The organism is Streptomyces sp. DSM 40750 (assembly GCF_024612035.1).
GTDB lineage: Bacteria > Actinomycetota > Actinomycetes > Streptomycetales > Streptomycetaceae > Streptomyces.
Genome location: NZ_CP102513.1, coordinates 1,662,679 through 1,686,975, shown reverse-complemented (window position 1 = coordinate 1,686,975; position 24,297 = coordinate 1,662,679). Strand labels below are relative to the sequence as shown.

Annotated in this window: 22 protein-coding genes; 10 read left to right on the top strand and 12 right to left on the bottom strand. The window is 70.8% G+C overall.

The genetic code is table 11. The features are described from left to right. Positions 1 to 9: 9 nt before the first annotated feature. The 3 genes from JIX55_RS07650 (at position 10) to JIX55_RS07640 (ending at position 3,458) form a co-directional block, all read left to right on the top strand. Complete coding sequence (locus JIX55_RS07650) at positions 10 to 2,271, top strand: heavy metal translocating P-type ATPase (protein ID WP_257562513.1); 2,262 nt, start codon at positions 10 to 12, stop codon at positions 2,269 to 2,271. Between the two features lie 369 nt (positions 2,272 to 2,640). Beyond that, complete coding sequence (locus tag JIX55_RS07645; protein ID WP_257562512.1) at positions 2,641 to 3,033, top strand: hypothetical protein; 393 nt, start codon at positions 2,641 to 2,643, stop codon at positions 3,031 to 3,033. Between the two features lie 2 nt (positions 3,034 to 3,035). Continuing rightward, positions 3,036 to 3,458 (top strand): DUF1036 domain-containing protein, encoded by a 423-nt coding sequence (locus tag JIX55_RS07640; protein ID WP_257562511.1) that lies wholly within the window; start codon positions 3,036 to 3,038, stop codon positions 3,456 to 3,458. 81 nt (positions 3,459 to 3,539) lie between these two features. On the opposite strand, the gene JIX55_RS07635 is transcribed toward JIX55_RS07640, so the two are convergent. The 11 genes from JIX55_RS07635 to JIX55_RS07585 form a co-directional block, all read right to left on the bottom strand. Then, the gene (locus JIX55_RS07635) at positions 3,540 to 4,334 is read right to left on the bottom strand and encodes a class I SAM-dependent methyltransferase (protein ID WP_257562509.1); all 795 of its coding nucleotides are present in this window, start codon (positions 4,332 to 4,334) and stop codon (positions 3,540 to 3,542) included. Further along, entirely contained in the window at positions 4,331 to 4,522 is a 192-nt protein-coding gene (locus tag JIX55_RS07630) for a hypothetical protein (RefSeq protein ID WP_257562508.1), read from the bottom strand. The genes JIX55_RS07635 and JIX55_RS07630 overlap by 4 nt, the downstream gene beginning before the upstream one ends. A gap of 44 nt (positions 4,523 to 4,566) precedes the next feature. Further along, on the bottom strand, positions 4,567 to 6,360 hold the full coding sequence (locus tag JIX55_RS07625) for an ABC transporter ATP-binding protein (RefSeq protein ID WP_257562507.1): 1,794 nt from the start codon (positions 6,358 to 6,360) through the stop codon (positions 4,567 to 4,569). Positions 6,361 to 6,398: 38 nt separating this feature from the next. After that, complete coding sequence (locus JIX55_RS07620; protein WP_257548935.1) at positions 6,399 to 6,524, bottom strand: hypothetical protein; 126 nt, start codon at positions 6,522 to 6,524, stop codon at positions 6,399 to 6,401. Between the two features lie 3 nt (positions 6,525 to 6,527). Next, on the bottom strand, positions 6,528 to 7,154 hold the full coding sequence (locus tag JIX55_RS07615; RefSeq protein WP_257562506.1) for a hypothetical protein: 627 nt from the start codon (positions 7,152 to 7,154) through the stop codon (positions 6,528 to 6,530). Continuing rightward, a complete protein-coding gene (locus JIX55_RS07610) occupies positions 7,151 to 9,016 on the bottom strand; it encodes an alpha/beta fold hydrolase (protein WP_257562504.1) in 1,866 nt (621 codons plus the stop codon). The genes JIX55_RS07615 and JIX55_RS07610 overlap by 4 nt, the downstream gene beginning before the upstream one ends. A gap of 201 nt (positions 9,017 to 9,217) precedes the next feature. Further along, complete coding sequence (locus JIX55_RS07605; protein ID WP_257562503.1) at positions 9,218 to 9,511, bottom strand: hypothetical protein; 294 nt, start codon at positions 9,509 to 9,511, stop codon at positions 9,218 to 9,220. A gap of 205 nt (positions 9,512 to 9,716) precedes the next feature. Continuing rightward, positions 9,717 to 11,129 carry a phytoene desaturase family protein gene (locus JIX55_RS07600; RefSeq protein ID WP_257562502.1) on the bottom strand — a complete coding sequence of 471 codons (1,413 nt, stop codon included), beginning with the start codon at positions 11,127 to 11,129 and terminating at the stop codon, positions 9,717 to 9,719. A gap of 439 nt (positions 11,130 to 11,568) precedes the next feature. Then, positions 11,569 to 12,714 (bottom strand): IS701 family transposase, encoded by a 1,146-nt coding sequence (locus JIX55_RS07595; protein ID WP_257562051.1) that lies wholly within the window; start codon positions 12,712 to 12,714, stop codon positions 11,569 to 11,571. A gap of 53 nt (positions 12,715 to 12,767) precedes the next feature. Beyond that, a complete protein-coding gene (locus JIX55_RS07590; protein ID WP_257562500.1) occupies positions 12,768 to 14,111 on the bottom strand; it encodes a sensor histidine kinase in 1,344 nt (447 codons plus the stop codon). A 99-nt stretch (positions 14,112 to 14,210) separates the two neighbouring features. After that, a complete protein-coding gene (locus JIX55_RS07585) occupies positions 14,211 to 14,900 on the bottom strand; it encodes a response regulator (protein WP_257562499.1) in 690 nt (229 codons plus the stop codon). Between JIX55_RS07585 and JIX55_RS07580 the strand changes: the two genes are divergently transcribed. From JIX55_RS07580 to JIX55_RS07565, 4 genes are read left to right on the top strand one after another with little or no spacing between them, the layout of a single operon-like run. Further along, complete coding sequence (locus JIX55_RS07580) at positions 14,872 to 15,519, top strand: helix-turn-helix transcriptional regulator (protein ID WP_257562498.1); 648 nt, start codon at positions 14,872 to 14,874, stop codon at positions 15,517 to 15,519. The two genes, JIX55_RS07585 and JIX55_RS07580, sit on opposite strands and share 29 nt — an antisense overlap. 44 nt (positions 15,520 to 15,563) lie before the next feature. After that, positions 15,564 to 16,433, top strand: coding sequence for an ABC transporter ATP-binding protein (locus JIX55_RS07575; protein ID WP_257562496.1), 870 nt, complete (start codon positions 15,564 to 15,566; stop codon positions 16,431 to 16,433). Next, the gene (locus JIX55_RS07570; protein WP_257562495.1) at positions 16,430 to 17,410 is read left to right on the top strand and encodes an ABC transporter substrate-binding protein; all 981 of its coding nucleotides are present in this window, start codon (positions 16,430 to 16,432) and stop codon (positions 17,408 to 17,410) included. Before JIX55_RS07575 ends, JIX55_RS07570 begins: the two co-directional genes overlap by 4 nt. Positions 17,411 to 17,418: 8 nt before the next feature. Beyond that, entirely contained in the window at positions 17,419 to 19,485 is a 2,067-nt protein-coding gene (locus tag JIX55_RS07565; RefSeq protein ID WP_257562494.1) for an iron ABC transporter permease, read from the top strand. Positions 19,486 to 19,582: 97 nt separating this feature from the next. On the opposite strand, the gene JIX55_RS07560 is transcribed toward JIX55_RS07565, so the two are convergent. After that, complete coding sequence (locus tag JIX55_RS07560) at positions 19,583 to 20,371, bottom strand: IclR family transcriptional regulator (RefSeq protein ID WP_257562493.1); 789 nt, start codon at positions 20,369 to 20,371, stop codon at positions 19,583 to 19,585. Positions 20,372 to 20,528: 157 nt separating this feature from the next. On the opposite strand from JIX55_RS07560, the gene JIX55_RS07555 reads away from it, so the two are divergent. From JIX55_RS07555 to JIX55_RS07545, 3 genes are all read left to right on the top strand, one after another. Beyond that, positions 20,529 to 21,866 (top strand): gluconate:H+ symporter, encoded by a 1,338-nt coding sequence (locus JIX55_RS07555; RefSeq protein ID WP_257562492.1) that lies wholly within the window; start codon positions 20,529 to 20,531, stop codon positions 21,864 to 21,866. A gap of 37 nt (positions 21,867 to 21,903) precedes the next feature. After that, positions 21,904 to 23,235 (top strand): enolase C-terminal domain-like protein, encoded by a 1,332-nt coding sequence (locus tag JIX55_RS07550; RefSeq protein WP_257562491.1) that lies wholly within the window; start codon positions 21,904 to 21,906, stop codon positions 23,233 to 23,235. 357 nt (positions 23,236 to 23,592) lie between these two features. Further along, the gene (locus JIX55_RS07545; protein ID WP_257562490.1) at positions 23,593 to 24,162 is read left to right on the top strand and encodes an RICIN domain-containing protein; all 570 of its coding nucleotides are present in this window, start codon (positions 23,593 to 23,595) and stop codon (positions 24,160 to 24,162) included. The last annotated feature ends 135 nt before the right edge of the window (positions 24,163 to 24,297 follow it).

Sequence of the window (24,297 nt, the reverse complement as noted above, 5' to 3'; positions counted from 1 at the left end):
ACGATCGCCATGTCCGGCACGTCCGCGCCCGGCGACGTTCCCGCGCCCGTTCCGGCCTCCGGCTCAGGCTCCGGCTCCGGCTCCGGCTCCGAGGTGATCGTGCGGTCCGCCGCCGCGGGGCGCGTACGGCTGATGGTTCCCTGGCTGCGGGCGCGCCCCGGCTGCGCCGGGATCGTCGATGAGCGGTTCACGGATCTGCCGGGATTCAGAGCGCTGCGTATCTTTCCGCGTACCGGTGCGGTGATCGTCTGGGTGCAGCCCGACCTGGTCGATGTGGACCGGGTGGTCGCCGCCCTCGCCGAGGCGCCGCCGCCGGGTGTGCCGGCCAGGGCCAGCCGGTCCGTGCCCGATTCCTCCACGGGGGAGGTCGCCCGGCTGGTGGTCGGCGGTGCGGTGCTCGCCCTGGTAGGGCTACGGCGGCTGCTCGGCCGGCCCCCGTGGGCCCCGGCGGGCTCGGCCGGCTTCCTCGGCGCGGTCACCGTCTTCACCGGACTCCCGTTCTTCCGCGGCGCCGCACGCACCCTCGGCGGCAGACGCCACGCGGGCACGGATCTGCTGGTGACGACGGCGACCGTGATCTCACTCGTGCTGCGCGAGAACGTGGTCGCGCTGATGGTGCTGTGGCTGCTCAACATCGGTGAGTTCCTGCAGGCCGTCACCCTGCGGCGGACCCGGCGCGCCATCGAGGAACTGCTCTCCATCGGCGAGGAGCGGGTCTGGCTGGTCCGCGACGGCGTGGAGACGGAGGTCGATCTCGCGGAGGTCAGGGGCGGGGACGTGGTCGCGGTGTACGAGCACCACCGCATCCCCGTCGACGGCGTCGCCGAGTCCGGCGAGGCCCTGGTCGACCAGGCGGCCATCACGGGAGAGGCGCTCCCGGTGTACGTGCAGCCCGGCACCGAGGTGTACGCGGGCACCCTCGTCTCCACCGGCTCCCTGGCCGTACGGGCCACCTCGGTCGGACAGGACACCGTCGTCGGGCGGATCATCACCCGGGTCGAGGAGGCGCAGGCCGACCGGGCCCCGATCCAGACCGTCGCCGCCGCCTTCACCCGCCGCTTCGTGCCCGTCTCGTTCGCCCTCGCCGGGATCACGTACGTCCTGACCCGCGACGCCCGACGGGCGATGACCATGCTGCTGATCGCCTGCCCCTGCGCCGCGGGCCTGGCCACCCCCACCGCGATCAGCGCGGCCATCGGCAACGGCGCCCGCAGGGGCACCCTCATCAAGGGCGGCACCCACCTGGAAGGGATCGGCCGCGTCACCGCCGTGGTCTTCGACAAGACCGGCACCCTCACACTCGGCCGTCCCCTGGTCACCAGCGTGGTCACGCTCGACGAGACGGTCGGCGCCGACGAGGTCCTCAGCCTGGCGGCCTCCGGCGAACTGCACGCACGGCACCCGCTCGCCGAAGCCATCGTCCGGCGCACCGAGGAACAGCACCTGCACATCCCGATCCACCAAGCCTGCGAGGTCGTCCTCGGCATGGGCGTACGCGCCGAACTCGACGGCACTCGCCTGCTGGTGGGCAGCCCCGCCCTGCTGCGCCGCCACGGCCTGGAACTCTCCGAGGTCGCCCGGGACTGGACGAGCCGCCTGCGCGCCGCCGGTGAGACCGTCATCTGCCTCGCCCACGACGACAGGCTGATCGGCATGCTCGGCCTGTCCGACGCGGTACGCGGTGGGGCCGACACCGTCGTCCGTCAGCTGACCGACCTCGGGGTGACCCGCATCGTGCTGCTGACCGGTGACGCACCCGAGACCGCCCAGGCCGTCGCCGACGCACTCGGCATCACCGAGGTCCACGCCCACGCGCTGCCCGAGGCCAAACTCCAGCTGATCCGCGACCTCCAGACGGAGGGCCACAGCGTGGCCATGGTCGGCGACGGCACCAACGACGCCCCCGCGCTGGCGCTCGCCGACGTCGGCATCGTCATGGGAGCCCACTCCTCCCACGTCGCGCTGGAGACCGCCGACATCGCCCTGGCCGGGAACGACCTGCGCAATGTCGCCGCCGTCGTGGAACTCAGCCGGCACACCCTGCGCGTCGTACGGCAGAACTACACCCTGTCCATCGGCGTGAACCTCGCCGGCCTCATCGCGGGCGCCGGCGGCTCCATCAACCCCGTCCTGGCCGCCCTGCTCCACAACACCAGCAGCATCGCCGTGGTCGCCAACTCCGCCCGGCTGGTGGGGCACACCCCGCACCTCCCGAGCGAAATCTCCGCACGACTGCGCGCCGCGCCTCTGGAGGAACGGCGAGTGCGCTGATCCGCCACGCCGTCGTCCGAGCCGGACGCAGACGCTCGATGCGGTGAGCTTCTGATGCCGGACCACCCGGATGGGCTTATTGTGGCTAATGAGGCAGCTTGTAACGATTATGGGTCGAGGTCGTACCGCAGTGCGGCACCGTCCGACAGAACAGAGGCCCTGCCGCACCTTCCCCAATCCTGCCGGTCCCTCGTCTTCCGTCCGCGCTGACGGCGTCCACGCCGTCCACAGTCCGCTGCTCCGTATCCGAGGCCCCTCGCGCGGACGTTCCCGGTTCACGTCCGGACGCACCCCACAGGCACAAGTACTTCCACACGCCACGCGCACTTCTCCGCCACCCGTCGCACCAACCGACACCAGGAGGACGAGATGAGCGACAACGCCCTGCGAAAGCCCCCCGACGCCACCAGCGACTTCGATGTCAAGGCATCGTCACAGCGAACCGACGCCGACCTGTGGACGGCGTTCCACGCGGCGCAGAGTGCCGGGTCCCCGATGGACGCCCAGTCCCTGCCCACGGCGGACGAGCAACTCCCGCCGGGCGACGAGCCCGTCGATCTGCGGCCGCTGCGGCAGCAGTTCCAGGAGCAGCAGGGAACCGGTGAACAACGGCCGCCGGACCCGACGTCCGCTTTCGGCAGCGCCCCGGTCACGTCCCCCACCGGTGAGACCGACGGGATGTCGAATCACCAGCTCCCGCCGGGCGACGAGCCCGTCGATCACAGGCCACTGCGCATCCGGTTCCAGGAAGGAGAACACTGATCATGGAACTTCGCATCCGCAATCGCTATCGCCTGACCGTCTCCGCCGCCATCCTCTTCTTCAGCCCCGACACCTGCGCCGAGTACGGCCGTTGGGGAACGCGCGGCTGGTGGAACATTCCGCCCGGCGGCGAGGCGCACGTCCTCAACACGAACAACACCTGGTCGTACATCTATGCGGAAGCCGCCGACGGCACCCTCTGGACCGACGAGAACGGCCCGCGGATCTATGTCCGTCAGGAGGCCTTCCAGTCCTGCCTGCTGATCGGTGACACTCAGAGCCGGGTGGTCAGCACGGTCAAGGTCCGGTCCGGCACTGTCAACCTCAACCCGCCGACCAGTGCCGTCACGGCGCTCCCGGCGGCCGTCTCCGGCCAGCTCGAGGTGTCCGCCCCCAGCCCGGCGGGGCTCACGGGGAGACGCTGACATCTGGGAGCCGCACCTGCTGTACAGGCCGTCGCCGCCCCACCGCGGCGACGGCCCGCCCCGCGTCCGGACCCGTAGTAGCTACCAAGGCTTCACGTAGGTGCAGATCGCCAGTGGTGAGTCCGGTGCGTACGGTTCCGTGTCGGTGGGCCAGTCGCCGAAGCGGGTCTCCGGTTCGAGGCCGGCGGCGCGGGCATAGGCGTCCATCTCCTCCGGTGCGGTCAGCCGGGAGACCTCGGTGCCGACGCGGGTGGTGCCGTCGGACTCGTACCAGACGTGGGAGAGGTGCCACAGCGATCCCTCGGGCAGGAGGAGGGAGTGGCTCTGCAGGCCGGTGCCGGGCTCCGGGTAGGGCGTGAAGTACGTGGCGCGGCTGCGGCCTTCGTGGAGGGCGAGGATGGCCGGCTTGTTGTGGGTCTCCATGACGAGGCGGCCGCCGGGGGTGAGCAGGTCGGCGGCGCGTTGTACGGCCTGTCGCTGCTCCTCGGGTGTGAGCAGCATGGACAGGGTGGCGCAGACGCAGTACACGAGACCCACGGTGCGGTCGGCGGTGTAGGTGCGGATGTCGGCGTGCACGGGCTCGACGCTCGTGTCGTCGGTCAGGTTCCGGCGCAGGACCTCGAGCATCTCGGGTGAGGAGTCGATGCCGGTGATCCGGCCGACGCGGCGCGACAGCGGGAGCGCGATCCGCCCGTTGCCGACGCCGAACTCCACGGTGCCGGAGGCCGGGTCGGGGTGGAGGGAGGCCAGGCGCTCGACCTCGGCGACGACGGACGCGTCGTCGGGGAACAGACGGTGGTACCAGCCGTCGAACTGCCGGCCGTAGCCGATGTCGTCGACGATGCCGGTCGTCGTGGGAGTGGTGGACGTGCTCATGGGTGCTGCCTCCGCTTCTTGGGTGGGGTGTTCCTCGGGTGGGTGTTCCTTCTGGCCTGTGAGCAGGCGCCGAACAGCGCCACGAGGGCGGCGCCGATGACGGCGGGAGTGTTGACGGCGCCGGTGGCGATCAGGAAGCCGACGATGCCGAGGGCCACCACGAGCGGGGTCATCAGGAAGTCGTTCATCAGGTACTCCTGTCGGGATGTTCTCTCCTGTCGGGGGCCTCGGATCAGGACGCCACGTCGCTGAGCTCCTGGAGCCGGGCGAGCCGGCGGTAGAGGCCGCTGTGCCGGTGGAGTTCGTCGTGGGTGCCGACGGCGTGCACCCGCCCCTGGTCGAGCACCACGATCTGCCGGGCCTCGGTGACGGTGGACAGGCGGTGGGCGATGGCGATGACCGCGCAGAAGTCGGAGATCATGGTGATGCTGTCGCGCAGGGCGTTCTCCGACTCGCTGTCGAGGTTGGCGGTGGCCTCGTCCAGCAGCAGGAACCGGGGTGCCTGCAGCAACGTACGGGCGATGGCCAGGCGTTGCCGCTGACCGCCCGACAGACCGGCGCCGCGGTCGCCGAGTTCGGTGTCGAGCCCGTGCGGCAGTGCGGCGATCACCTCGGTCAGGTTGGCCATGCGCAGCGCCTCGGCGATGTCCTTGTCGTCGGCGTCCGGCGCGCTGTAGGTGAGGTTCTCCCGGACGGTGCCGCGCAGCAGGGTGTGGTCCTGGTCGACGTATCCGACGATGGACCGCAGCTGGTTGAGCGGCAGGTCGGTGATGTCCGTGCCGTCGATGCGGATCGCCCCGGACACCGGGTCGAAGAGCCGCTCGATGAGCTGGAAGACGGTGCTCTTGCCCGCGCCGGACGGGCCGACGACGGCGGTGAGCCCGCTGGCGGGCACCGTGAAGGAGACGTCGTCCAGGACGACCTTCTCGCTGCCGGGGTAGGCGAACGTCACCGCGTCGAAGGCGAGGCCGGTGTTGTACGCGGTCCTGACGGGCCGGGTGCCGCGCTTGCGGTCGGCCGGGCGGTCCGCCGGCCTGTCGCCCTCCACCTCGATCTTGCCGAGCTCCGCCAGACGGTCGATCGACGCCCTGCCGACCTGGAACTGGGCGATGGACGTGAACAGCGTCAGCAGCGGGGCCACCAGATAGAAGAGGTAGAGGATGAACGCCGTCAGGTCGGCGGCGGTCATCTCGCCGGTCGCGGTGCGGGCCGCGCCCAGGGCGATGACGACGGTGAGGGCGAGCTGGGTGCCGATGCTCATGGTGGGGTCGAGCAGGGACGACAGGACCGTCACCTTGATCCCGGACTTGCGGGCCTGTTTGGCGATGTCCGCGATGCCCTCGGCCTCACGGGCCTCGGCGCGGGACGCCTTCACGGTCGGCATCGCGCCCAGCACCCGCATCAGCGCGGAGCCGAAGTTGCCGGTGTCGGTCTGGTTGGTGATCGACACCTTCCGCACCCCACGTGCCAGCCAGAGCGAGATGACGCTGGTGACGCCGAGACAGGCCAGCGTGGCGGCGAGCAGTACCTCGTCGACCCAGGCCATCAGCGCGATACCGCCGACGACCAGGAAACCGTTCTGGATGATGCTGTCGATGGCGTGCGTCATGGTGGTGCGGGCGAGGAGGGTGTCGCTGACCATCCGGGCGAAGACATCGCCCTGCTTCCAGCCGCTGTACGCGCGGAACCGGGAGCGCAGCAGCCGGGCGGCGAGGTTGCTGCGGATGTCGTAGACGATGTTCTCCCCGGCGAGCCCGATGACGTACGAGTGGAGGGCGCCGAGGACGGCGTCGGCGAGGAACAGGGCCGCGGCGATCAGGATGGGGCCGGTCACCGGCCGTCGCTGCTCCACGGAGGCGACCAGTCCGCCGATGACCGCGGGCTGGGCCAGGGACGCCGCGGCGCCCAGCAGGCCCAGCAGGATGCCGAGTGCGATCAGCCCGCGGTGCCGGCCGAGCGCTCGCCACGGTTTGGCGCCCTTGCCCCACAGCAGATGCAGATGGAGCTCGGGGACCGCCCGGTGCACGGCCCGCGGCCTGGTCGGGGGCCGCGTGCCGGCGGGGTTCACTCGGCGTCACTCCCGTCGTGCTTGCGTTCCCGCACGACCTGGACGTACAGGAGGGCCGCCTTGACGAAGCCGAGGCCGATCAGCACGAGGCCGCTGATGAAGAAGGGGTTGTCGAGGCTCATAGGTCAGGTCCTCACTTCGGTCTTGGCGGAGGCGGGCGGAGCGGACGGGGTGAGCGGAGTGCTCGGGGCGTGCGGGTCGAGCGGCACGAAGGGGGAGACGAACATGAGCTGGGGGCCCTGGCGCATGTCGTATCCGGTTCCGGAGGCCAGGGCGAACTGGAAGCCCTTGACGTCCTGGTCCGTCTCCTCGGCCGCGATACGGGTGCGTACGTGCTCGGAGATCAGCCGGTAGCCGGGGGTGTGGGCGGCGGCGGCGAAGCCCTGGTCGAGGCGGGGCAGGATCTCCTGGCACGCGTCGAAGACGGACTTGTCGGCGCGGCGGGTCGGGAACCAGAGCAGGTGCAGCGGCTTGCGGTCCTCGATGCCGCTGGCGTCGCGCCAGCCGGAGGCCGCGCCGTCGCCGCTCACCATCCGGTACAGGAAGTGGAAGTCGAACATGGCCGGGTGCGGTGCGAAGAACCGCCAGTTCGGCAGCAGGGAGAAGTGGTCCCGGGAGCGGACCCGGCCGAAGTGCTGGTGGGGGTGCTGGCCGGCGAGGGTCAGCAGGAGCAGGGCGGCTCCGGCGATCCGCCAGGGAGCTCCCTCACCGGTGAAGACGTTCTTCAGCCGGAGACGGGGGAGGGACGTCATCGGGTGGCCTCCTTGCGGGCGGCGGGACGGGACGGCCGGGAGGAGCCCGAGCCGGGCGAGCGGCGGTCGGGGGCGCCGAAGAACGCGACGATGCGGTCCGTCACCTGGTGCGCGAAGCGGCTGTTGATCAGCATGGTCTCGTGGGTGGCGCCCTCGATGACCACGGCCTCGCTGCGCGCGCCGACATGGGCCTCGGCGAGCTCCTTGTGGAGGAGGAGCTGTTCGGGGTTGGTGTCCACGGTCCGCTGGGCGGAGATCACGAGCGCGGGTACGCCCTCGATCCGGGCGAGCGCTCCCTTGAAGGACGCGAAGTCGTCCCGTACGGACTTCCATTCGCGGCGTGCGGCCTCCCACATGCGGGCGTCCGCGTACTGCGCGAAGACCTTCTTCCGGTAGGCGTAGGGCAGTTCGGTGATCCAGACGGGACGGGTGAGGAGGGCGCCGGTGCCCAGGCGCAGTGCCCGGCTGACAGCGGCGAAGTGGCCCGAGAGACCCTTCTCCACCTGGCTCAGTCCGTCGGCGAACTGGCCGGGGTGGGAGGAGTCGAGGTACACGATGCCCTGGAGCCGGTCGCCCAGGTGGCGGGCGGCGCGCCGGGCGATCTCGCCGCCGATGGAGTGGCCGACGAGTATCACCCCGCGGTGCGGGGCGACCGCTCCGTTCACGAGGTCGACCAGGTCGTGCACGGACTCCGACAGCCGGTACGGGCTGGTGGCCCTGCGGCGGCTGCCGGCGTATCCGGCACGGGCGTAGGCGACGATGCCGTACCGGGTCTCGTGGGCCAGCCGTTCGGAGATCCAGGCATAGTGTTCGCTCGTCGACAGCAGTCCACTGGCCAGGACGACGACCGGCTGGTCGGGGTCGCCGGGCGAGTACTCCTCGTACTGGAGCCGGTTTCCGTGCCGGGTCGTCAGCATGCGGGAGGAGTGCCAGCCCTCGGTGGTGCGCAGCCGCCTCCGTACGGCGGTCACGGCCGCCGCGGCGGTGCCGCCCGCGAGTGCGACGACCGCGGCCTTGACGGCACGGTCGTCACGTCCGGCGACGGCGGCGTGGGACCGGGGCGTGCTGGTGTAGGCGACCAGGGGGTGGAACGCGGGGAAGGCGGTCACGAACCGGCTCAGGCCCATGAAGTAGCCGTTGGCCACGTGGAACGCCGCGGCACTGGTGATCATGGAGCGGGTCAGTCTGCCACCGCGGGCGTAGGCGAGCGGGAAGAGGCACTCCAGTGCCAGCACGCTGTGCGTGAGTGCCTTGGCGGTCTTCGGGTGCTCCTGGGTCCAGCGGAAGATGCCTTCGTGACCGTACGTACGGGTGCGCATCACTCCGCCGAGCGCGGAGGCGTCCCGCCAGGGCTTGCCGAACAGCTTGACCCAACCGGACACCGCGTACGCCATGTTGGCCTGGAGGGCGGCGTACCACACCAGTGCGTCCTTGGCCGCCGGCGAGGGCACCAGACGGGCGGCGCCGGTGGCGATCTGGACCAGTGTGGCCACCTGGTCGGAGCCGTCGCCGCCGTAGTGGTGGCGCGGGGCGAGCACGGCGGAGGAGGCGCCGAGGAAGAGGTTGCCCGCACCCCGCCACCGGGAATTGCCGGGCAGCAGCATGCCGACGGCCACGGCGGAGCGGGCCACGTGCAGGGCGGTGGTGGTGTGCACTCCGCTGACGCTGTCGACCAGACGGCGTGTCAGGGGACCGGCTCCGGCGAGGTACTGCCTGGCCACCTCCCAGTCGTTCATCCCTCCCTTCTCGATGTCCTTGCGCTGGGCCAGGTACTCCAGGGAGGACTGCAGACTGGACACGGCGGCCAGCCGCTCGGACATGCCGATGGCGCGATCCCGGCTGACCGGAGTCGGACCGAACACCGCGGAGGTGATCCTTCCTGGAATTACGGCAGGGATTTTTCCGGTGAATTTCACGGGCCCCTCTTTCGTGGTAAACTCGTCAGACGCTTTCTTGTCTCAGAGCGCGCTGCCGGGCCAGAACACACCTCTGGCCCGGCAGTTTTCATGCACTCATCCTTTTCGCTCCCAGTGGTCGGCCGTGGCCGAGCCGTGCGGAGCGGATCAGGCCGGGGTGCCGCCCACGGCCGCGGCCTGGGCGTTCGCGGCGTTGGCGATGGCCTGGTTGGCGTCCGCGGCGGCGTTGTTCGCCTCCACGGCGCTGGCCGCGCCGACCACCTGGGCGACGCCGCCGCCGACCTGGGCCAGGTCCGCCAGGCCACCCAGCGCGGCGAGCGCGTTGGCGCCGTTCGCGACCCGGCCGATGCGCGGGGTACCGAGGGTGGGACGTGCGGACGCGAGGATGACACCCTCCACGGGGAGGTCCATACGGTCCATTGCCTTCGCGATGCTGCTCATTCTCTTTTTCCTTTCGTTTCTACGGCTTCTTTTCGAGGGCTTCGGGGAACCTTTTTCCTTGCCCTTCGAGAAAGAACACTACGGGCGTCCGCAGGGACCTCACATCCGGAAAATTGATGAATCTGAGAGTGACGGGGTTCACAGTGGGCGGGCGGCACGAAAAAGGCCCGGACCTTGTGGTCCGGGCCGTTCTGAAAAAGGCTTTTCAGCGAATTCGGCGCAGCGCCGACGCGGCCGCGTTCGCGCCGCACATGCCATGGGCGCCCGCTCCCGGTGGCGTCGCCGCGGAGCAGATGTACATGCCGGGCACGCCGGTGCTGTAGGGGTCGAACGCGGGGCGGGGACGCAGCACGAGCTGGAGGGCGGTGTTCGCCCCGGCGATGACGTCACCGCCGACGTAGTTCGGGTTGTACTCCTCGAAGCCGGCCGGTGAGCGGACGGCCATGTCCAGGACCCGCTCGCGGAATCCGGGGGCGAACCGTTCGATCTGCGCGACGACCGCCTCCGTGGCGTCGCCGTCGTAGCCGTGCGGCACGTGCGCGTACGTCCAGACCGGGTGGACATCACCCTGCGAACGTTGTGGATCGGCCAGGTACTGCTGGCCGACGAGGACGAAGGGCCGCTCCGGCATACGCCCGGCGTGGATCGCCCGCTCGGCGGCGGCGACCTCCTCGTAGTTCCCGCCGAGGTGCACGGTGCCGGCCCGGCGGGCCGCCCCGTTGGTCCACGGCACACCGCCCTGGACGGCGAAGTCGACCTTGAAGGCGCCGGGGCCGTGGCGGTAGCGGCGATAGGCCCGGGCCACCCGTGCCGGCAGCCGGTCGCCCAGGATGTCGGCGACCGCGCGCGGCGCGAGGTCGAAGAGGACCACGTCGGCCGGGGGCAGATCGGCCTGGGAACGCACCCGCACACCGGTCTCGATCCGGCCGCCGAACTCGGTGATCAGTGCCGCGAGCGCGTCGCTGATCGCCCGGGAACCGCCCGCGGCCACCGGCCAGCCGTGGCGGTGACCGGCGGCGATGATCGTCAGGCCGACCGCGGCGCTCGCCGGCCGGTGGAACGGGCGGAACGCGTGCGCGGCCACCCCGGCGAAGAGCGCGCGGGTGGTCTCGCCCCGCCACAGCCGGGCCACCGCGGCGGCGGGCAGCAGGGCCTGCGGACCGAACGCGGCCAGGCGCAACGGATGCTTCGGCACATGTCCGAGCGGCTGCATGAGGTCCTCGGCGAGTTCGTCGTAGCCGTCAGTGAGCGGCCGGAAGACCCGCCGCCATCTGCGTCCGTCCCCACCGCCGAGGCCGTCGGCCGTCTCCTCCACCGACCGGTGCAGGACCCCGGCCTCGCCGGAGTCCAGCGGGTGCACGCAGTCGATGTCCGGCAGGCACCAGGTGAGGCCGTGACGGCCGAGGTCGAGGCCGCGCAGGAACGGGGAGCCGACGGCCATGGGATGGGTGGCGGAGCAGTGGTCGTGCAGGAGTCCCGGGGTCAGTTCGCTGGTGCGCGTGCCGCCGCCGATGGTGTCGGCGGCTTCGAGGACGGTGACCTCGACACCCTCCCGGGCGAGGAACGCGGCGGCCGCGAGTCCGTTCGGACCGCTGCCCACCACGACGGCCGTACTCATGTGCCTCCTGCGTCGCCTCGAAATGGGGCACCGGTCCGCCGGTCCGCCGGTCCGCCGGTTCGCCGGTTCGCCGGTTCGCCGGTTCGCCGAGCGAAGCGGTGAAACGGGAAAGTGGTGGACCGGGCCCTTGAAAGGGGCCCGGTCCGGGCCGTTTCACCACTCTGCGGGACGTGAGAAGGCCGTCCCGGCGCCTTTGGTCTTCGCCACATTAGAGGCCGGTGCCCGCCCGGCGCGATTCGTAGAATTGCCTAATTCGCGCCCCGGATCGCCTAATACTGCAGCCGCAGTTACGGGGGTTGGTGGCCGCGGCGGCGGTAGTGGCTGAGGCGGGCTCGCTGTTGATGGCGGCGGCGCCAGCGTGACCAGTGCAGGATGTGGTCGGCTTCGTGCCGGACGGCGTGGGTGAATCTGCTCAGCAGGCGGCGGATTTCGTTCACGCTCAGTCGGATGAGGTCGCGGCTGTGTCCCCCTTTTCGTGAGTGGTGCTCCGGACTGCGGTCAGGTGGGCGGCAGCTGCCATGGCCAGGGTGATGTGCCGGTACCAGGCCGGGTATTGGCGTACTTGGTAGTGGTCCAGGCCGGCCTCGTTCTTGGCGGCCTGGAAGCATTCTTCGATCGCCCAGCGGGCCCCAGCAGCGCGGACGATCTCGGCCTGCGGCGTGTTCGCGGGTGCGTGCACCAGGTAGTAGGCGCGCTCGCCGTCGGCGAGGGACCGCCGGATCAGCAGGGCGTCTTCGAAGCCGTCGTCACGCTCACCTGGCAGCGGGACCAGGGCCCATGCGTATTCGCGCAGGCCGTGGGCACCCTCCCCGGCCGAGCGGATCTCCCAGGTGTGCTCCGGCAGGATCGCTGAGACGGTGCGGGCGTTCTGCCCGCGCGGCCCGCATCGATGTCTGGAGGCGACTGCCAGCACGTAGCTCAGGCGCTGTTCGGCCAGCCAGCCGCGTAGGACCGGGTCCTGGCCGTAGACCTCGTCGCCGGTCACCCAGCGAAACGGCACCTTCGCGGCAACCGCCCGCTCCAGCATCGCGCGGGCCAGCGCGGGCTTGGTGCGGAAGGCGACCTCGTCACCGATCCTCGCGTCCGCCCGGCGGGCCGGATCCTCGATCCAGGAAGTGGGGAGGTACAGCTCCCGGTCGATCAACGCCCGCCCCTTGGCGGAGACGTAGGCCAGGAACACTCCCAGCTGGCAGTTGTCGATCTTCCCGGAAGTGCCGGTGTACTGCCGCTGCACGCCGGCCGAGCGGGTGCCCTTCTTGACGAAGCCGGTCTCGTCCACGGCCAGCACACCGTCCTCGGCGCCCAGGTTTTCCAGCACGAAGCCACGGACCTCGTCACGGACCGCGTCGGCGGACCAGTCGGCCTGGTTCAGCAGCCGTTGCATGCCGTCCGGGCACAGCTCACCGGCCTGCTCGGCCAGTGTCCAGCCGTTCTTGCGCTCCAGCGGCGCGAGCAGTCCGCGCAGGTACTCTCCTGCCCGCCGACGCGGCTCCGACCTCCGGAAATGCCCACTGATCCGAGCATGCAGAGCGTCCAGACCCGCCGCCCAGCGGTGCACCTCATCAACCGTGACGTCCCCACCCATGCCCAGTTCAACGAGCCGCCCGACCACTCGTCACACCAACTGCGGCTGCAGTACTAACTCGCCTCCCAGTTCATGTCCGGCTCGGGCTCCGTACGGGCATTCGGCTTGGCATGGCGTCCGTGGTGCGGGCGAGACGAGGGAACCGGGGCGGCGGACCGTTCGGCGCCCTGCGGTTCGGCTTCCGTGAGCACCGGGAAATGGGCGATGAGCCACCAGCCGCCGTCGTCGGCGGGGCCCGCCGTCAGGGAGCCGCCGACCGCCTCCACCCGCTCGCGCAGACCGATCAGACCGTAGCCGCCGTGGCCTCCCGTGGGCCGGGAGCCCCGACGTTCGGGCCCGGTGTTGTACACGTCGACCCGGAGCAGATCGTCGCGGGTGCGGTGGACGCGTACCGTCGCCTGGGTGCCCGGCGCATGCCGCCGTACGTTGGTCAGCGCCTCCTGCACCACGCGATGGACCGCGGAGCCCACCTCGGGCAGCAGGCCGCTTCTTCGGGCGGCGGCGGTGACCTCCAGCTGGGCGGTGGATCCGTCACCCTGGCCACTGAACGACGAGACCAGTTTGGTGAGTTCGGTGTACGGCTCCTCGGGGCGCTCGATGGTGGTCTGCTCGCCCTCCTCGCGCAGTACGCGGATCAGGCGGCGCATGGAGTCCATGGTCCGCTGCCCGGCTTCGGCGATGTTGCTCAGGATGGGGCCGACCTGATGGGGCGCGCTCTCATGGATCACCCCGGCGGCGTGTGCCTGAGCGATGATTCCCGTCACGTGGTGGGCGACGAAGTCGTGCAGTTCACGGGCGAGTTGGATGCGCTCGGCGAGCCGTACGGCGGCGATCGTACGGGTGCGGCAGGCGTCCAGGGTGCGCAGATAGCAGCCCGTTCCGACCGCCCCGCCGACGGCGAACGTCAGCAGGAAGGGATAGGTCAGGGTGATTCCGGTACCCCCGGTGCGCAGGGGTTCGTCGATGACGCTGGCCCCGATCGCGGCGGCCAGTGCGAGGGCGATGCCGTGCCGGGGGACGTTGCGGCAGGTGCGGGCGAGCAGGACCAGCATGCACGCCGTCTCCAGCAGCCCCCATTCGGGCAGAGCCGCCCCCATCAGCAAGGTGCCCAGCGTCACCGCCGTCGAGACGGCCGCGCAGACCCCCGCCCGCCACTCGATGCTCAGCCGCGGTTCCGGCAGGAGCACCAGCGCCAGGGCGACAGGGCCGGTCACGAGTGGCAGCCAGTCGACGGGGCTGCGCTGCTGTGACCCGATGATCCCTATGTCGAGCAGCCACAGCACACCCAGAGCCGGGTAGAGGGCGCGATGGTTCAGCCGCCGTACGGGTAACCGAGGGGGGCCGTGGTGCGGGTGGGTCGCTCGTGCCGAAAGTGCCCCGAGTGACGAAGTTGTCATACAACTGGAGGTTAGGCATGTGCATGCCTGCCTGATAGACGGTCGATCGATGTGTGGGGAGGGACACAGATCGGCAACAGGTCCTTCACCGAACCACCGTCAGTGCGCCGTCCGGACCGCCCCGTTGGCCCAGGCCCACGCGGCCACCTCGACACGGTTGCGTACGCCGAGCTTGTGGTGGATATGGCCCAGATGCGTCTTCACGGTGGACAGGGACAGGCACAGCTCGTCGCTGATCTCCTGGTTGGTACGGCCCACCGCGACCAGCCGGGCGACATCCAACTCGCGGGCGGTGAGCGACGATTCGGGCACACCGGTGCCGTTCGTCGGCGCCGACGCCCGTTCCTCCAACTGCTTCAGCAGCCGGACCGTCACCGCGGGCGAGACCAGTGCGTCACCGCGCGCCGCCGCCCGCACCGCCTCGACCAGCAACGCGGGCGTGGCGTCCTTCAGTAGGAAACCGCAAGCTCCGTTGCGCAGCGCCACGTTGAGGTAGTCGTCCTGGTCGAAGCTGGTGACCACCACGACCTGGGTCGGGTACATCGCCCCGGGGCCGGACAGGAGTCGGGTCACCTCCAGCCCGTCCAGCTTCGGCATGCGGACGTCCACCAGGCACACATCCGGCCGCAAGGCGCGCGCCAGCTCCACGCAGGCGAGCCCGTCGGCGGCCTCTCCGATCACCTCGATGCCCTCCTGGGCGTCGAGGATGAGGCGGAAGCCGGCCCGGATCAGATCCTGATCGTCGGCGATCAATACGCGTGTGGGGGTGCTGCTCACGGGGCCGAGCATGCCATGGATCACGTGGCCGGTCCGGCCGTCCGTGGAAAGCGGGCCGATCGAAAGCGGGCCGATCGAAGCGGGCCATTCGAAAGCGGGCCGACCGAATGGCCGTGAGGACCGGGCGGTCGGCGCGTTCCTGACGGCCGATCCTCTTCGGGGCGGAAGGGACGAGGCCGATCGGCCGATGGCCGGCGCCGGTATCGGTCGAATGGTCGATGGCCGGGGCCCGGGTGTCACGGAAGAGTCACAGCGCACCAGGCGGACGATGTCGCGGGTCCTCGACCCCCCTTCGAACAAGGCAGGCACCATGACAGTGGACACCTCTGGCCGACTCAGCACCCGGGAACTGGAGATCCTTCTTCTGGCGGCCCACGGTATGTCGGACGCGGACATGTCCCAGCAGCTGTCGATCTCGCCCCGCACGGTGGCATCCCACATGCGCAGCATCCGGGAGAAGTTGTGCGCGAAGAACCGCACGCATCTCATCGCGATAGCACTGCGTCTGGGGATCCTCGCGCTGCGGACGGACCGGACGGACCGTTCGAGGTGGCCGGACCGGCTGGACCGGCTGGATGAAACGTTCCGCTTGACGGGGCTGAGCGGGGGCCGGGCGCAGCCCGTGGGGTGAGCCACCCTGACTGACCTTTATTTAGGTTAGGCTAACCTTCTTCTGTGAGATCTGGTGAGGAAACAGCCGACAGCCCGCGGCTACGCGGACACGAACTGTCGGCCACGGGCGTCACGGTGTCGTACGACGGCGTCGACGTCGTGCACGACGTGGCGGTCACACTGCGGCCCGGTGAAGTGACCGCCCTGGTCGGTCCCAACGGCAGCGGGAAGTCGACGCTCCTGCGGACGATCGCCCGGCTGCAGCGGGCCCGCCGGGCCACCCTCAGGATCGATGCCGCCACCGACGGCCTCGCCCTGACCGCCCGTGAGTTCGCGCGGCACGTGGCCCTGCTGACCCAAGGACGTCCCACGCCCGGCGGACTGACCGTGCGGGACGTCGTCGAGTTCGGCCGCTATCCCTACCGGGGCCGTTTCGGCCGCCAGGACCCGGACGCGACGGCCGCGGTCGACCGGGCCCTCGCGCTGACCGGTGTCACGGACCTCGCCGAGCGCGGCGCCGACCACCTGTCCGGCGGGCAGTTGCAGCGGGTGTGGCTCGCCGGCTGCCTCGCCCAGGAGACCGGCGTGCTCCTGCTGGACGAGCCGACGACCTACCTCGACCTGCGCTATCAGATCGAACTCCTCGACCTCGTCCGCGACCTGGCGGACGACCAAGGAATCGCCGTCGGCGTCGTCCTGCACGACCTCGACCAGGCGGCGGCCGTCGCCGACCGGATCACGCTGCTCGAAGCGGGCCGGATCGTCGCCGAAGGCCGACCCGAGGACGTCCTGACACCGGAACGCCTGACCGCCGTCTACGGCATCCGGATCGACGTCGACACCGACCCTCTGACCGGCCGACTGCGCACCCGTCCGATCGGCCGCCACCACACCCGACACACGCGAACCGAAAGGCTCGGCACCCCTTCATGAGACGCCTTCTGCTCACCGCGGCCACCACCACCGCCGCGGCGCTCACCCTCGCCGGGTGCGGCACCACCGAGCCTGCCGCCGACAGTTCCGCGAAGGCCGCCGAGGCCATCACCCTGACCGACTACACCGGCGCGAAGGTCGAGCTCGACGGCCCGGCCACCAAGGTCGTCGCCACCGAGTGGAACGAGGTCGAGAGCCTCATCACGCTCGGCGTCGACCCCGTCGGCGTCGCCGACGTCAAGGGCTACAAGACCTGGGACACCGCCGTCCCGTTGAAGAACGAGCCGAAGGACATCGGCACGCGCGGCGAGCCGAGCATGGACACCATCGCCGCCCTCTCGCCCGACCTCATCGTCGCCTCCTCCGACCTGCCGCCCGCGGCCGTGAAGCAACTCCGCGAGATCGCCCCCGTGCTGGGGATCAAGTCCGCCGACGCCTCCGACCAGATCGGGCAGATGCTGGACAACCTCGACCTCATCGCCAAGGCCACCGGCACCACCGACCAGGCCAAGGCGGCCCGCGCGGACTTCGAGGCCAAGGTCGCCGAGGGCGAGAAGGCCCTCGCCGACGCCGGGCTCGCCGGCACGGAGATCGCCTTCGCCGACGGCTACGCCACCTCCAACCAGGTCTCCGTGCGCCCGTACACCAGCGGTTCCCTCATCGGGGCCGTCAACGAGCGGATCGGCCTGAAGAACGCCTGGAAGGTCAAGGGCGACGAGAGCTACGGCCTGGGGACCACCGATGTCGAAGGCCTCACCGATCTGCCGGACGACGTGCGGTTCGCCTACATAGGCAACGACGGCGACGAGACCAGTACGCCCTTCACCAACGAACTGGCGAAGAACGCCGTATGGACGTCCCTGCCCTTCGTGAAGGCCGGTGACGTGCACCGACTGCCCGACGGTATCTGGATGTTCGGCGGTCCCGAGTCGATGGAGGCGTACATCGACGCCGTCGTCGACGCGCTGACGAAGTAGCGCCCGCCATGGCCGTCACCGCGACGTCCCCCGCCACCCGTCCGTCGACGGCCGCGTCCCGGACGGGCGCGGCCGCGGTGACGGCCACGCTCGTCCTCCTGGTCGCCGTCCTCGCCGTCGTCGACATCACCCAGGGCACCGCCGCCGTCGGGCCGGCCGAGGTGTTCAAGGCCCTGACCGGGCAGGCCGATCCGGCCGACGCCTCGGTCGTGATCGCCTCCCGGCTGCCGCGGATGACCGCGGGCATCCTGGTCGGCGTCGTCCTCGGCGTGGCGGGCGCCGTGCTGCAGGCCGTCAGCCGCAATGTGCTCGCCTCGCCCGACACCCTCGCGGTGAACGCCGGTTCGTACCTGGCGCTCGGCATGGCCGGTGTCACCGGCGTCTCGCTGCCCCTGATCGCCTCCTCCGGCGTCGCCTTCGTGGGCGGGTTGCTCGCAGCGGCCGTCGTGCTCGCGCTCTCCGGCCTCGGCACGGGCACCGTACGACTGGTCCTCGCGGGCACCGCGCTGGCGCTGGGCCTGAACTCCGTGACGGAAGGCCTGCTCCTGCTCTTCCCCCAGCAGACGGAGGGCCTCTACCAGTGGAACCAGGGCAGCATCAACCAGAACGGCTTCGACGGCGTCCTGCAGATGCTGCCCCTCGTGTCGGTCGGGCTCGTCGGCCTGCTGCTGACCGCCCGTCGGGTCGACGCGCTCGCTCTCGGCGACGACGCCGCCCGCGGACTGGGCGTCCCGGTCCGCGCCACCCGCGTCACGGTGGTCGTCCTGGCGGCGCTCCTGTCCGCGGCGGCCGTCACGCTCGCCGGGCCCATCGGCTTCGTCGGCCTGTGCGCACCCGCCCTGGTGCGTCCGCTCGCCCGCCGGTTCCGGGGTTTCGTCCGCGCCCGTGCGGCCCTGCCCATGGCCGGCCTGGTCGGCGCGGGTCTGGTCCTCGGGTCGGACGTGCTGCTGCGGGCCCTCGTCCCCTCCGACACGGCGGTCGCCGTGCCCACCGGCGTCGTCACCAGCCTGGTCGGCGCCGTGTTCCTGGTGGTGATGGCCCTACGACTGCGGGACACGGCCGGAGCCGACGCGCCGGACCGGCTGCGCATCCCCAGCCGGCCGGCGTTCCTGGTCACGGTGACCGCCCTCGTCGCCGTGGTCGTGGGGGTCACGATCGCCGGCGTCCTGCTGGGCGACAGCAGACTCCTGCTCGGCGATGTCGCGAATTGGGCGCAGGGGCGGGCCGGCCGGACCGTGTCCTTCGTCCTGGACACCCGGGTGCCCCGCGTTCTCGCGGCCCTGTGCGCGGGCGCGGCGCTCGCGCTGGCCGGCACGCTGGTGCAGGCCGTGACCCGCAACCCGCTCGCCGAGCCCGGGGTGCTGGGCGTGTCCGGCGGAGCCGCGCTGGGCGCCGTACTGCTCGTCACCACCGTGCCCGTCGCCGGCCCGTGGAGCGTCGCGGGTGCCGCGTTCGTGGGGGCCGCGATCTCCTCCGTGGTCGTCTTCGGGCTCGCGGCCCGGGGCGGCTATCAGCAGAACCGGCTCGTGCTCATCGGTATCGGCGTGGCCAGCGGGACGACGGCGCTGATCAGTCTGCTCATCGTGCTCACCGACCCGTTCAACGCCGCGAAGGCGCTGACCTGGCTGTCCGGTTCGACGTACGGGCGGACCATGCCGGATGTCCTGCCCGTCGCGCTCGTGCTGATGCCGGGCCTCGCCTTGGCGGTCGCCCGGCGCACCGAGCTGGACCTCGTCTCCCTGGACGGAGACACACCGAGGCTCCTCGGCCTGCGGCTGTCCCGGGCCCGGCTCGGCTTCCTGGTGGCGGGCGTCCTGCTCAGCGCGACCGCCGTCGCCTCGGCCGGAACCATCGGCTTCGTGGGCCTGGTGGCACCGCACGCGGCACGTGCCCTCGTGGGCCGACGGCACGCACGCGTCGTGCCGGTCGCCGTCCTCCTCGGTGCCGCACTCGTCTGCACGGCCGACCTCCTCGGCCGCACGGTGATCGCGCCAGCCCAACTGGGGGCCGGCCTGATGACAGCGGTGATCGGCACGCCGTACTTCCTGCATCTGCTGGTACGAAGCCGCCGGTAGCCGCCCCGGCCTGCCGGAGCCCGTGGTGGCCGGCTGAGCCCGAACCGGAGCGAGCCCCCTGCGGTTTCCGCCGGGGGCGGCCCGACGGCGTCGCCGCTCAGCGCCAGTCGGGTGTGCCCGAGGCGGGCGGCAGACGGGTTTCGATCTTCGCTCGTACCTCCCGCATCACCGAGATGATGCGGGCCTCGTGTTCCCCGGTCAGCCGGGCCACCGGGACGGAGCAGCTGATGGCGTCGGTGGCCGGTGTGTCGTACCGGAGGGCGAAGCCGAACCCGGCGATGCCGGTCACCGTCTCCTCGCGGTCTGTGGAGTAGCCGCGCTCGCGCACCCGGGCCAGGTCGGCGAGCAGCGCGGTCCGGCTGGTGTGCGTGTTCTCCGTCAGGGCGGTCAACGACTCGCCGGTGAACGGCAGTTCGTCGTCGGGGCGCTCGGCGAGGAGGGCCTTGCCGAGGGCGCCGGCATGGGCCGGGACGCGGCGGCCGACCCTGCTGATGGTGCGCAGGTACTCGTGGGACTCGCGGGTCGCCAGGTAGACGACGTCCGGGCCGTCGAGCCGTGCCAGGTGGATCGTCTCGCCGAGCGCGTCCGACGCCTCGTCGAGGTACGGCCGGACCGCACGGATACGCCGGTCGCCGTCGAGGTAGCTGGTTCCGGTGAGCAGCGCGCGGATCCCGATGCCGTAGAGGGAACCGGTGGCGTCGGTGCGGACCCAGCCGCAGTCGACGAGGGTCTGCAGCAGCTGGTACATGCTGCTGCGCGGCACGTCCAGGTCCTCCGCGAGCTCGTCCAGGCGCGAGGGCCGCTCGCCCCGTGCGGCGAGCAGTTCCAGCAGCGCGACGGTCCGCGCCGCCGACTTCACGCCACGGACACCTCTCCCCTCCGACATGGGGCTCATCGTAAGTCCGCGGCAATCCATGTCCGCTCCTCCCATTGACCGCCGCTGTTCACACCCCTAACCTCCATCTGCATACGTGGACAGCATCTGCATACAGGGATGGCCCTCAACAGTTCGCCGCCCCACAACAGTTCAAGGGAGAACTGTCATGCCCCTGCTCGTGGTCGGGATCAGCGTGCTGATCCTGCTGCTGCTCATGACCAGGCTGAGACTGAACGGCTTCGCGGCACTCCTGCTCGTGGCGGTCGGTGTCGCTCTGGTCCGGGGAATCCCGGTGGCGACCATCCCGGACGTCCTCTCCGAGGGCATCGGTGGCCAGATCGGCGACACCATGCTCACCATCGGACTCGGTGCCATGGTCGGGCGGGTGATGGGGGACTCCGGTGCCGCGCAACGGATAGCCGGCAAGCTCCTGGACGCGTTCGGCCCGCGCGGGGTCCAGCTGGCCATGGTGGTCACGTCCATGCTGATCGGCGTGACCATGTTCTACGAGGTCGCCTTCATCATCATCGTGCCCATCGCGTTCACCCTGGTCAGGGTCACCGGGGCGAAGCTGCTGTGGGTCGGTCTGCCGATGTCCATCGCGCTGTCCACGATGCACAGCTTCCTGCCGCCGCACCCCGGCCCCACCGCCGTCGCCGCGACCTTCCACGCCTCCGTCGGACTGACGCTGTTCTACGGCCTGTTCATCGCCGTTCCCGCCGGTGCGCTCATCGCCCTGACCTGGCCCCGTCTTCCCTTCGTCAGGGCGATGGACCCGGCCATCCCCAAGGGTCTGGTCACCGAGCGCGAGTTCACCGACGAGGAGATGCCCGGCCTCGGCTGGTCGCTGTTCGTGGCGCTCTTCCCCGTGGTGCTGATCGTGGCCGCCGCCGTGACCGACATGGCCACCTCCACCGAGAGCCCGCTCCTGAACTCCGTCGCCTTCCTCGGCTCGGCCCCGATCGCGCTGCTGCTCACCCTGTGCCTGGCGATCTGGGCGTTCGGACCGCGGATCGGCCGGAGCCTGGACGAGGTCGGCGCCTCCTGCACCTCGGCGGCGAAGGCGATGGCGATGATCCTCCTGGTGATCGGCGCCGGCGGGGCCTTCAAGAACGTCCTCGTCGAAGGCGGGATCTCCGACTACATCAAGGACGCCACGGACAGTTGGTCCATCTCTCCGATCGTCCTCGCCTGGCTCGTCGCCGTCATCCTCCGCATCGCGCTCGGCTCGGCGACGGTGGCCGTCGTCACGGCCTCCGGCGTGGTGCTGCCGCTGCTGGCGGGCAGCGGGGTCCACCCGGAGATGATGGTGCTCGCCGTCGCCTGCGGTTCCGTCGCCTGCTCCCATGTCAACGACCCGGGATTCTGGCTCTTCAAGGAGTACTTCAACCTCTCCGTCATCGAAGCGATCAAGGTCCGTACCAGCTATACGACGGTGCTCGCGATCCTCGGCCTGGGCGGCGTCCTGGCGGTCGAGTGGGCCCTCGACGTCCTCAGCCTGTAGCCCGACTCATCCATGACACAAGGGAGCTTGGACCAGCATGAGCAGCCAGCCGACCGTCACCGAGTTCGCCGTCTACCCCGTCGCCGGCCGCGACTGCATGGAGCTGAACCTCTCCGGCGCCCACGGCCCGTACTTCACCCGCAACATCGTCGTCCTGACGGACTCCGAGGGCCGTACGGGACTGGGGGAGGTGCCCGGCGGCGAGAAGATCACGCAGACGCTCCGCGACGCCGAACCCCTCGTCCTCGGTGCGAAGGTGGGCGACTACCAGCGCGTCCTCCGCGAGATCGGTGACCGTTTCGCCGACCGCGACGCCGGCGGCCGGGGCGCCCAGACCTTCGACCTGCGGACCACCGTCCACACCGTCACCGCCGTCGAGTCGGCGCTGCTCGACCTCCTCGGGCAGCACCTCGACGTGCCCGTCGCGGCGCTTCTCGGCGACGGCCAACAGCGGGATTCGGTACGGGTGTTGGGCTATCTCTTCTACGTCGGCGACCCGGACCGGACCGACCTGGACTACGTCCGCGAACCCGACGCGGACGCGGAGTGGTACCGGATCAGGCACGAGGAGGCGCTGACCCCGGAGGCGATCGTCCGCCAGGCCGAGGCGGTCTACGACCTCTACGGCTTCCGGGACTTCAAGCTCAAGGGAGGTGTCCTGGAAGGCGCGGAGGAGGTCAAGGCCGTACGGGCGCTGAAGGACCGCTTCCCCGAGGCCCGGATCACCCTCGACCCGAACGGCGCGTGGTCGCTGCGCGAGGCGATCGAGCTGTGCCGGCCCCTGGTCGGCACGCTCGCCTACGCCGAAGACCCCTGCGGAGCCGAGGGCGGCTACTCCGGGCGGGAGATCCTCGCCGAGTTCCGCCGCGCCACCGGCCTGCCCACCGCGACCAACATGATCGCCACCGACTGGCGCCAGATGGCCCACGCCCTGACCCTCCAGTCGGTCTCCATCCCGCTGGCCGACCCGCACTTCTGGACGATGCGGGGCTCGGTGCGGGTGGCGCAGCTGTGCAACGCGATGGGCCTGACCTGGGGCTGCCACTCCAACAACCACTTCGACATCTCCCTGGCCATGGTGACCCACTGCGGCGCCGCGGCCCCGGGCGAGTACAACGCCCTGGACACCCACTGGATCTGGCAGGAAGGGCTGGAACGGCTCACCACCGCCCCGCCGCGCATCGTCGGCGGCGAGATCGCCGTCCCGGACGCCCCGGGCCTCGGCGTCCAGCTCGACATGGACCGGCTCCTCGCCGCCCACGACCTCTACCGGGAGAAGGCGTTGGGGGCGCGCGACGACGCCGTCACCATGCAATTCCTGATGCCTGGCTGGGAGTTCGACAGCAGGCGCCCCTGCCTGGTGCGGTAGGCCCCCGGATCCACGGCCCGGGGACCGGCCGTCAGGCGCCGGCCGTCAGGCCAGGACCACCAGGGCGGGTATGGCGGTCGCGCGCCGTACGATCTCGCCCGCGCGGACGGCAGCCATGGCGCGCTCGACGGTCTCCCGGCTCTCACCGACCGGAGCCACGTGGTCGAGGACGTCGTGTGCGGCGTCCTGCCCCAGCTGCGCCCGTGGGTTTCCACTCCGGTTGCAGGCCCGTTCGGAGGCTTCGATAGTGGAGAGACCGGTCCGCTTCGGTCGGCCCCCGAGGCCGGTCCGCTTTGATCGGTGCTCCCAGGCAGAGCCTCTTCGACCTCCTCGCAGAGGCACGGGAGGAGAACCCTTATGAGCACAACCACCCGAGCACGTCGTCTTCTGGCCGCCTCGACGGGTTTCGTGGCCGGCGGCTTCATGCTGCTGCCCGCTCCCGCTCCCGCTGTCGCGCAGCCGGAAGCGAGCGGCCCGTTGGCCGAGATATCGGGAGCCGCCTTCCAGTTCAGAAACGCGCAGACCGGCAAATGCATGACCGTGGCCGGAGGACGCTCCCCCGAGAACAACGTCGGGCTCGTCCAGTTCACCTGCGACACGGATCCCTCGCGCCGCTGGAGGCTCACCAACGGGGACGGCAACTCCTATCAGATCGTCAACGCGCAGACACGTAAGTGCGCGACGGTCGCGGGCGGGCGTTCCACCGACAACAACGTCGACCTCGTCCAGTTCGACTGCGACACGGACCCCTCGCGCCGCTGGAGCCTGGTCAACTGGGACGGCAGTTCCTACGAACTCGTCAACGACCAGACCGGCCAGTGCGCGACGGTCGCGGGCGGGCGTTCCACCGACAACAACGTCGACCTCGTCCAGTTCGACTGCGACAGGGACCGCTCGCGCACCTGGATCCTGCGCCTGGCAGGGTGACCTCACCTCGCGCCCCGCGCCCCGCACGCCGTGCGCGGGCAGTGCGAGGCGACCGGGCACCCGTACGAACTCCGTACCCGTGGTGGCATAGTGGGGCGGCGGACAGCGACTTGCCGGGCGGTCGATCGGAGAGCG

Excerpts from the sequence above, each read along its gene's own strand:
- JIX55_RS07640 (WP_257562511.1), top strand. The coding sequence starts at position 3,036 with ATGGAACTTCGCATCCGCAATCGCTATCGCCTGACCGTCTCCGCCGCC.
- JIX55_RS07595 (WP_257562051.1), bottom strand. The coding sequence starts at position 12,714 with ATGGGTGGGGACGTCACGGTTGATGAGGTGCACCGCTGGGCGGCGGGT.
- JIX55_RS07605 (WP_257562503.1), bottom strand. The coding sequence starts at position 9,511 with ATGAGCAGCATCGCGAAGGCAATGGACCGTATGGACCTCCCCGTGGAG.
- JIX55_RS07645 (WP_257562512.1), top strand. The coding sequence starts at position 2,641 with ATGAGCGACAACGCCCTGCGAAAGCCCCCCGACGCCACCAGCGACTTC.
- JIX55_RS07620 (WP_257548935.1), bottom strand. The coding sequence starts at position 6,524 with ATGAGCCTCGACAACCCCTTCTTCATCAGCGGCCTCGTGCTGATCGGC.
- JIX55_RS07650 (WP_257562513.1), top strand. The coding sequence starts at position 10 with ATGTCCGGCACGTCCGCGCCCGGCGACGTTCCCGCGCCCGTTCCGGCC.
- JIX55_RS07550 (WP_257562491.1), top strand. The coding sequence starts at position 21,904 with ATGAGCAGCCAGCCGACCGTCACCGAGTTCGCCGTCTACCCCGTCGCC.
- JIX55_RS07600 (WP_257562502.1), bottom strand. The coding sequence starts at position 11,129 with ATGAGTACGGCCGTCGTGGTGGGCAGCGGTCCGAACGGACTCGCGGCC.
- JIX55_RS07615 (WP_257562506.1), bottom strand. The coding sequence starts at position 7,154 with ATGACGTCCCTCCCCCGTCTCCGGCTGAAGAACGTCTTCACCGGTGAG.
- JIX55_RS07565 (WP_257562494.1), top strand. The coding sequence starts at position 17,419 with ATGGCCGTCACCGCGACGTCCCCCGCCACCCGTCCGTCGACGGCCGCG.
- JIX55_RS07570 (WP_257562495.1), top strand. The coding sequence starts at position 16,430 with ATGAGACGCCTTCTGCTCACCGCGGCCACCACCACCGCCGCGGCGCTC.
- JIX55_RS07545 (WP_257562490.1), top strand. The coding sequence starts at position 23,593 with ATGAGCACAACCACCCGAGCACGTCGTCTTCTGGCCGCCTCGACGGGT.
- JIX55_RS07555 (WP_257562492.1), top strand. The coding sequence starts at position 20,529 with ATGCCCCTGCTCGTGGTCGGGATCAGCGTGCTGATCCTGCTGCTGCTC.
- JIX55_RS07635 (WP_257562509.1), bottom strand. The coding sequence starts at position 4,334 with ATGAGCACGTCCACCACTCCCACGACGACCGGCATCGTCGACGACATC.
- JIX55_RS07630 (WP_257562508.1), bottom strand. The coding sequence starts at position 4,522 with ATGAACGACTTCCTGATGACCCCGCTCGTGGTGGCCCTCGGCATCGTC.
- JIX55_RS07590 (WP_257562500.1), bottom strand. The coding sequence starts at position 14,111 with ATGACAACTTCGTCACTCGGGGCACTTTCGGCACGAGCGACCCACCCG.
- JIX55_RS07560 (WP_257562493.1), bottom strand. The coding sequence starts at position 20,371 with ATGTCGGAGGGGAGAGGTGTCCGTGGCGTGAAGTCGGCGGCGCGGACC.
- JIX55_RS07585 (WP_257562499.1), bottom strand. The coding sequence starts at position 14,900 with ATGCTCGGCCCCGTGAGCAGCACCCCCACACGCGTATTGATCGCCGAC.